The organism is Pseudomonas sp. SWRI154 (genome assembly GCF_014268645.1).
Lineage (GTDB): Bacteria > Pseudomonadota > Gammaproteobacteria > Pseudomonadales > Pseudomonadaceae > Aquipseudomonas > Aquipseudomonas marvdashtae.
This window is the reverse complement of record NZ_JABWQW010000050.1, coordinates 1-9153: the sequence shown is the minus strand read 5'-3', so window position 1 is coordinate 9153 and position 9153 is coordinate 1. Positions and strand designations below refer to the sequence as shown.

At 64.1% G+C, this 9153-nt stretch carries 2 protein-coding genes; both read left to right on the top strand.

What is annotated here, in order from left to right:
* The coding region (locus HU806_RS25915; protein ID WP_238350243.1) for an AMP-binding enzyme at positions 1 to 614 on the top strand (614 nt) is incomplete at its 5' end.
* Positions 614 to 9153: non-ribosomal peptide synthetase (locus tag HU806_RS25910; protein ID WP_186615714.1), on the top strand; the 8540-nt coding region annotated here is incomplete at its 3' end. The genes HU806_RS25915 and HU806_RS25910, both read left to right, overlap by 1 nt.

Below are 9153 nucleotides of genomic sequence, written 5' to 3'. Positions count from 1 at the left end.
AGATCCGTGGTTTCCGCATCGAGCTGGGTGAAATCGAAGCGCGGCTGCTGCAACAACCGGCGGTGCGTGAAGCGGCGGTGCTTGCTCAGGAAGGTCCGGGCGGTCAACAGCTGGTGGCCTACGTGGTGGCTTCGGCTCTGGACGCGGACGCCAACACCTTGCGAGATCAGCTCAAGGCCAATCTCAAGACAAGCGTGCCCGACTACATGATCCCGGCCCACTGGCTGTTCCTCGAACAACTGCCGCTGACCCCCAATGGCAAGCTTGATCGCAAGGCGTTGCCGGGCATCGAGAGCGGGTTGTCGCAAAGCAACTACGAAGCGCCTGTCAGCGAACTCGAACAGCAAGTCGCGGCGATCTGGGCCCAGGTGCTCACCGTCGAGCGCGTGGGCTTGCACGATCACTTCTTCGAGCTGGGCGGCCACTCGTTGCTGGCGGTCACCGCCGTCTCGCGCATGGCCCTCGAACTGGGGTTGAGCCTGACCCCGCAACTGCTATTCCAGCACCCGGTCCTGAAGGATTTCGTCGCGCAACTCGACAGCGGCGGCCGGTCAATCAACGAACAGAAACTGAACAAGCTGGACGCCCTGCTTGATGAAATGGAGGAAGTCTGATGGACAAGAGTGTTGCTTTGAGGGTTGCCAAGCGCTTTATCACTCTGCCGCTGGACAAACGCAGGCTGTATCTGGAAAAGATGCTCGAAGAGGGCGTCTCGCCGGCCAATCTGCCGATCCCCGAGGTGCGTTCCGGGTTCGAACATATCCCGCTGTCCTATGCCCAGGAGCGCCAATGGTTCCTGTGGCAGATGGACCCCCACAGCTCGGCTTATCACATCCCCACGACCCTTCGCCTGAAAGGCCGGTTGGACGTGCCGGCCCTGGAGCGCGGTTTCAATGCCCTGGTCGAGCGCCACGAGAGCTTGCGCACCACCTTCACCGAACATGGCGAGCAGGCTGTGCAGGTCATCCATCCGCACATGCCGCTGCGCGTCGCGGTCCAGCAACTGCCCGCCGGTTCGCTGGCCAGCCACGACCCCGTCATCAAGGCCTTCGTCGAAGGTGAAACAGCGCGCCCATTCGATCTGCGGCAGGGACCGCTGCTGCGGATTTCGCTGTTGAAAATCGCCGAAGACGACCATGTGTTGGCGCTGATCCAGCACCACATCATCGCCGATGGCTGGTCGATGCAAGTGCTGGTGGATGAACTGGTGCGGCACTACGCGGCCGACACCGCCAATCAACCGCTGGCCTTGCCGGAGTTGCCGGTGCAGTACGCCGACTACGCCATCTGGCAGCGCCATTGGCTGGAGGCCGGCGAGCGCGAGCGGCAGTTGGCCTATTGGCTCCAGACCCTGGGCGATGAGCAGCCGGTGCTTGAGCTGCCGCTCGATCATCCGCGCCCACCCGTGCAAAGCTTTCGTGGCGCGCGCTTGGACTTGAAGCTGACAGCCGAACTGGCGACAGCGCTCAAGCAACTGGCCCAGCGCGAAGGCGCGAGCCTGTTCATGGTCTTGCTGGCGTCGTTCCAGGCGCTGCTGCACCGCTACAGCGGCCAGCCACAGATTCGCGTGGGCGTGCCGACCGCCAACCGCAACCGTGTCGAGACTGAAGGGCTGATCGGCTTTTTCGTCAATACCCAAGTGCTTAACGCCCATGTTGACGGACAGCTGCCATTCGATCGCTTGCTTGCCCAGGTCAAGCAAGCGGCCATGGCCGCCCAGGCCCATCAAGACTTGCCATTCGAGCAACTGATCGAGGCGCTGCAACCGGAGCGCAGCCTCAGCCACAGCCCGATCTTCCAAGTCATGTTCAACCACCAGAACGCCGGCGCCCATCGAAGCCGGCAGATGCACCTGCCGCAACTGCGCGTCGAAGATTTGCTGTGGGAAGGGCGCACCGCCCAGTTCGACTTGACCCTCGGCACCTATGAAACCGAGCAGGGCATTGCGGCGGAGCTGACTTACGCCACCGACCTCTTCGAACCCCTGACGATCGAACGCCTGGCCGAGCACTGGCAAACCCTGTTGCAAGGCATCGTCGCCGCGCCACACCAGCGCATCGGCGAACTGCCGCTGCTCGACCCGGCGCAACAGCGCCTCACGCAACGACAATGGCTGCGCGTGGCCGACCGGGGTGCCGAGGCCGTGTGCGTACACCAGCGCATCGCTGAACAGGCCCGTCTGAATCCCGAGGCACTGGCGCTGACTGTCGACGGACACGCCCTGAGCTACGGCCAACTGGACGCACGTGCCAATCAACTGGCTCACCGCTTGATCGAGCTGGGCGTGACGCCAGGCCAATTGGTGGGCATCGCGGTGGAGCGCAGCGCCGAAATGATCGTCGGCCTGTTGGCGATCCTCAAGGCCGGCGGCGCCTACGTGCCGCTGGACCCGGCGTACCCGGAGGATCGCCTGGCCTACATGATCGGGGACAGCGGCATCGGTTTGTTGTTGACCCAGGCCCGCCTGGTAAATCGATTGCCGATCCCGGCGACGCTCCAGACCGTGTTGCTGGATCAGCCAGACGCCGCGCTGCAAGACGCCGCCCAAACCTGCCCGGCCGTAGCGCTGACCGGCGAGCACCTGGCTTACGTCATCTACACCTCCGGCTCCACCGGCAAGCCCAAGGGCGTCATGGTGCGCCACGGCGCGCTGAGCAATTTCACCAGCAGCATGATCGCCCAGCCAGGCCTCGCGGCCGGCGACCGCATGCTGTCGCTGACGACGTTTTCCTTCGATATTTTCGGCCTGGAAATCTACGCGCCATTGTCGGTCGGGGCCAGCGTGGTGCTGACCGGCCAGAACGTCCACCAGGATCCGCAAGCGGTGCTGGCGCTGGTCGAACAGCACGACGTCAGCGTGCTGCAAGCCACGCCGTCGAGCTGGCGCATGCTGCTCGATCATGAACAGGCTTGGGTGCTTGCCGGGCGTACTTTCCTGTGCGGCGGCGAAGCATTGCCGCTGGAATTGGCCCAGCGTCTGCTGGCGCTTTCGCCGAAGGTCTGGAACCTCTACGGTCCGACCGAAACCACGATCTGGTCGGCCGTGCATCCGCTGAGCCCTGAGCGCGACCGTCCGTTCCTCGGCAAACCGCTGGACAACACGGCGCTGTACATCGTCGGCAGCGACCTGAGCCTCAATCCCCCTGGCGCGCCGGGTGAGCTGCTGATCGGTGGCGTCGGCCTCGCCCGTGGCTATTTCCAGCGCCCGGCATTGACCGCCGAACGCTTCGTGCCGGACCCGTTTTCCTCCACGGGCGAGCGGCTGTACCGCACCGGCGACCTGAGCCGTTATCGCGCCGAAGGCGTGGTCGAATACCTCGGCCGCCTCGACCATCAGGTGAAGATCCGCGGCCTGCGCATCGAACTCGGCGAGATCGAAGCCGCGCTGCTGGCCCAGGACAGCGTGCGCGAAACCGTGGTGGTCGCCCACGAAGGCCCGACCGGTGCGCAGCTCGTGGGGTATGTCGTCCCTGCGACCGGCGCAGTGCCGGAGGTGGACGCGCCATTGCGCGCCGCGCTCAAGGCCGCGCTCAAGGCGCAGCTGCCGGAATACATGGTCCCGGCACACCTGTTGTTTCTTGCGCAGTTGCCGCTGACACCCAATGGCAAGATCGATCGCAAGGCCTTGCCGGCGCCCGAGGCCAGGGATTTGCAACAGACCTACGTGGCGCCGCGCAGTGAGGTCGAGCAGCAAGTGGCGGCGATCTGGCAGGACGTGCTCAAGCTTGAGCGCGTGGGGCTGGAAGACAACTTCTTCGAGCTGGGCGGGCACTCGCTGCTGGTCACCCAGGTGGTCTCGCGAGTCCGTCGGGCGCTGGGCATCGAGGTGCCGCTGCGCAGCCTGTTCGAGCACAGCACGTTGCAAGCGTTCGTCGCGGCCTTCGCTACAACGCCCGGCGAACAAGCGCCGGTCATGGTGCCGGTGTCGCGTGACACGCCGCTGCCGTTGTCGTTTGCCCAGGAGCGCCAATGGTTCCTGTGGAAAATGGCGCCGGACAGCGCCGCCTACAACATCCCGACTGCGCTGCGGATGCGCGGCACGCTGGATAAAGTCGCGCTGCGCAAGAGTTTTGCGGCGTTGGTGGAACGTCATGAAAGCTTACGCACCGTGTTCGTCGAAGAGGATGGACGCACCTGCCAAGTCATTCGTGGGCAGGGCCAGGTTGATTTCATTGAGCAGTGTCTGGAGGGAAACGATGAGGCCGCTATCGAGGTTTTCCTCGAGCAGCAGACGCAACGTCCGTTCGATCTGCTGAGTGATGCGCTGCTGCGCGTGGCGTTGTTGGAGGTGACCGAACAGGATCATGTCCTGGTGCTGACGCTGCACCACATCGTCTCGGACGGTTGGTCCCTGCAGGTGATGGTCGATGACCTGATGGGCCTGTACTCGGCGTTCGCGCAGGGCCATTGCGCGCAACTGCCGCCGCTGGCGGTGCAATACGCCGACTACGCGGTCTGGCAGCGGCAATGGATGGCGGCCGGTGAACAAGATCGCCAACTGGCCTACTGGACCGCGCAACTGGGCGGCGAACAGCCGTTGCTGGAATTGCCCACCGACCACCCGCGCCCAGCGCAGCAAAGCCAGCGGGGCGCACGTCTGCCGATTGTGTTGGACCGCGGGTTGAGCGACGACCTCAAGGCCCTGGCCCGGCGCGAAAACGTCACGCTGTTCGTGCTGTTGCTCGGCGCTTTCCAAACGTTGCTGCATCGCTACAGTGGTCAAGCCGATATCCGTGTCGGGGTGCCGATCGCCAACCGCCAGCGGCTGGAAACCGAGCGACTGATCGGATTCTTTGTCAACACCCAGGTCCTGCGCAGCGAGTTTCACAGTGACCTGAGCGGTGCCGCATTGTTGCAACAGCTCAAGCAGACGGCCTTGGCCGCGCAAATGCACCAGGACCTGCCCTTCGAGCAACTGGTCGATGCCTTGCAGCCGCAGCGCAATTTGAGTCACAGCCCGTTGTTCCAGGCGATGTTCAACCACCGCAACGAAGCCGACGCGGCCTTCGCCGACGCCTTGCCGGGCCTTCGCGTAGAACCCGTCGGCTGGGCGCAGCGCACCGCGCAATTCGACTTGAGCCTGGACACCACCGACAGTCCGCAGGGCTTGCACGCAGCCTTGACCTACGCCACGGACCTGTTCGAGCCGGCGACCATCGAACGCATGGCCCGGCATTGGCTCAATGTGTTGCAGAACATGGTGCAAGACCTGCATCGTCCGGTGGCGCAATGGTCGCTGCTGGACGATGAAGAGCGCCGGCACATGCTCGTCGATTGGAACGCGACGGGGCAGCGTTACCCGCTCGACCACAGCGTCCAGGCGCTGATCGAGGAACAGGTGCGCCGGACTCCGGACGCGCCGGCACTGGTGTTTGGCGAACAACGCCTGAGCTACAGCGAACTCAACGCTCGTGCCAACCGATTGGCCTACCGCTTGATCGACCAGGGTGTTGGCCCCGATATGCTGGTGGGCATCGCCGTGGAGCGTTCGGTGGAGATGGTGCTGGGGCTGTTGGCGATTCTCAAGGCTGGCGGCGCCTACGTGCCGTTGGACCCTGAGTATCCACGCGACCGCCTGGCCTACATGTTCGAAGACAGCGGCATCGGTTTGCTGCTGACCCAGCAGCCTCTGCTGGAATCGTTGCCGATTCCGGACGGGCTGCGCAGCCTGGTGCTGGACCTGCCTGACGATGGGCTATACGCGACCCGCGAGGACAATCCGAATGTGCAAGTCCATGCCGAAAACCTGGCGTATGTCATCTATACCTCTGGCTCCACCGGCAAGCCCAAGGGCGCCGGCAATCGCCATGGCGCGCTGGTCAATCGGCTGTGCTGGATGCAGCAGGCCTACGGCCTCGATGCCTCGGACAGCGTCTTGCAAAAAACGCCGTTCAGCTTCGACGTCTCGGTGTGGGAGTTCTTCTGGCCGCTGCTGACCGGCTCTACGCTGGTGGTGGCTGCGCCGGGTGCCCATCGTGACCCGACGCAACTGATCGAGCTGATTACCGCGCAGCGCATCACCACGCTGCACTTCGTGCCGTCGATGCTCCAGGCATTCCTGCAAGATCCGCGCGTGGCGCAATGCACCAGCCTGAAGCGGATCGTTTGCAGTGGTGAAGCGCTGCCGGTGGATGCCCAGCAACAGGTCTTCGCCAAACTGCCGAACGCCGGCCTGTACAACCTCTACGGTCCGACCGAGGCGGCCATCGACGTCACCCACTGGACCTGTGTCGAAGAGGGCCGCGACAGCGTGCCGATCGGCCAGCCGATCGCCAACCTCGGCACCTACATCCTCGACGACGAATTGTCGCCGGTGCCGGTGGGCGTGATCGGCGAGCTGTACCTGGCGGGCGAGGGGCTGGCGCGGGGTTACCATCGACGCGCGGCGTTGACCGCCGAGCGCTTCGTCACCGGGCCGTTCGGTCATGGCCAGCGCTTGTATCGCACCGGCGACCTGGCGCGCTACCGCGCCGATGGCGTGATCGAATACGCCGGGCGGATGGACCATCAGGTGAAGATCCGCGGACTGCGCATCGAACTGGGCGAAATCGAAGCGCGCCTGGCCGAGCACGATGCGGTGCGCGAAACCGTGGTCCTGGCCCAGGACGGCACGCTACTGGTGGCTTACCTGGTCCCGACTCGCGCCGAGCTGCTGGCCGCCGACGACACCGTTCGCCAAACGCTGCAAGCTCGCTTGAGGGAACATCTGAGCCAATCCTTGCCCGACTACATGGTGCCGCAACACTGGGTATTGCTGGAAAAAATGCCGGTCAGCCCAAACGGCAAGCTTGAGCGCAAGGCGCTGCCCAAGGCCGATCCAAGCGCGAGCCCCAAGGGCTACGTAGCAGCGGTTACCGCCGTGGAACAAACGTTGGCCGTGATCTGGCAAAACGTGCTCGGGCGCGAGCGCGTAGGGGTGACCGACAACTTCTTCGAGCTGGGCGGCGATTCGATCATTTCAATTCAGGTGGTGAGCCGCGCCCGTCAGGCCGGGATCCATATCAGCCCCAAGGACTTGTTCCTGCACCAGACCGTCCAGGGCCTGGCCAGCGTCGCGACGACGGGGCACGTCGGGCCTGTCGTTGACCAAGGCCCGGTCACCGGGCAGACGCTGCTGTTGCCGTTCCAGCAGTGGTTTTTCGAACAGGCCATGATCGAGCCTCATCACTGGAACCAGTCGGTCTTGCTCAAGGGCTTGCGACCCGTACACGCCGGGCATCTGGAGCAAGCGTTGCAAACCTTGGTTGCGCATCACGACGCGTTGCGCCTGGGCTTTGCCTGCCAGGACGGCGTCTGGAGCGCTCGCCATGGCACCCTGGCTGAGCAGCAGGCGCTTTGGCAGCGTTCGCCGCTGTTGTGGACCGCCGAGGTGGCCGATGCATCGGCCCTCGAAGCGTTGGCCGAACACGCCCAGCGCAGCCTCGAACTGCAAAATGGCGCGCTGCTGCGCGGCGTGCTGGCGAGCCTCGCCGACGGCAGCCAACGCTTGTTATTGGTGATTCACCACCTGGTGGTGGACGGCGTGTCCTGGCGCATTCTGCTGGAAGACCTGCAACAGGCCTATGACCAATTGCAGGCCGGCCAGGCGCCGACGCTGCCAACCAAGACCTCGGCCACGCAGACCTGGGCGCAACGGTTGCAGGTGTATGCCGGCAGCGCGGCGTTGCAGGCCCAGATGGCGTATTGGCAGGGACAACTGGAAGGTGCTTGCCACGACTTGCCTTGCGACCGTCCGCAGGGCGATTTGCAAAGATGCCGTGGGGTGCAGGTCCAGACGCGGCTGGACAAAGACCAGACCCGGCGCTTGCTGCAACAGGCGCCGGCGGCTTATCGCACCCAGGTCAACGACCTGCTGCTGACCGCACTGGCCCGGGTGATCGGCCGCTGGACCTCCCAGGAATCGACTTTGATTCAATTGGAGGGCCATGGCCGCGAGGCGCTGTTCGATGAGTTGGACCTGAGCCGCAGCGTTGGCTGGTTCACCAGCCTGTTTCCGGTGCGCCTCACCCCGACGGCAACTGCCGAAGGCTCGATCAAGGCGATCAAGGAGCAACTGCGGGCGATCCCCGACAAAGGGCTCGGCTTCGGCGTGTTGCGTTACTTGGGCGATGAATCGACGCGTCGCACCCTCGCAGCGCTGCCGGTGCCGCGCATCACGTTCAATTATCTGGGCCAGTTCGACAGCGATTTTGCCGATGACGGCGACGGGCTGTTTGTTCCCGCCATCGAATCGGCGGGCGCGGCGCAGAGTCCGTTAGCGCCGCTGGATAACTGGTTGAGCCTTAATGGCAGCGTCTATGCGGGCGAGCTGAGCATCGACTGGACGTTCAGTTCGCAGATGTTCGACGAGGCGACGATCCAGGCGTTGGCCCTGGACTATGGTCGAGAATTGCAAGCATTGATCGACCACTGCTGCGAGCCGCAGCACCACGGGTTCACGCCGTCGGACTTCCCCTTGGCCCGATTGCAGCAAAATCAGTTGGACGCCTTGCCGCTGGTGGCGCGAGAGGTGGAAGACATCTATCCGCTGTCGCCGATGCAACAGGGCATGTTGTTCCATACGTTGCTCGAGCAACAGGCCGGTCACTACATCAACCAGATGCGCGTCGATGTCGAAGGGCTCGACGTCGAGCGCTTCCGCCAGGCCTGGCAGGCTGCGACGGATGCCCATGATGTGCTGCGCAGCGGGTTTGTCTGGGAGGGTGATTTCAAGCGGGCGTTGCAAGTGGTGCACAAGCGCGTGGAGCTCGTTTTGCAGCTGCATGACGGGCGCTCACAGGCTGATTTGCCTGAGTATCTGGACACTCTCTCAGCGGCCCAGCGGCAACAAGGTTTCGTCCTGGAGGCAGCGCCGTTGCTACGGTTGGCGGTAGTGCGCGTGGCCCAGGACCGCTATCACTTGATCTACACCAGCCACCACATCCTCATGGATGGCTGGAGCAATTCGCAGTTGCTCGGCGAAGTATTGCAGCGCTACAGCGGCCAGTCGGTTGCCGTGTCTGCCAGCCGCTACCGCGACTACATCGCCTGGCTGCAACGCCAGGACGCGGCGGCCAGCGAAACGTTCTGGAAACCCGCGCTGCAACGGTTGGAAGCCCCGACGCGGCTGGCCGATGCGGTCGCCAAACCGGTCGATATGGACGCCGGCTACGG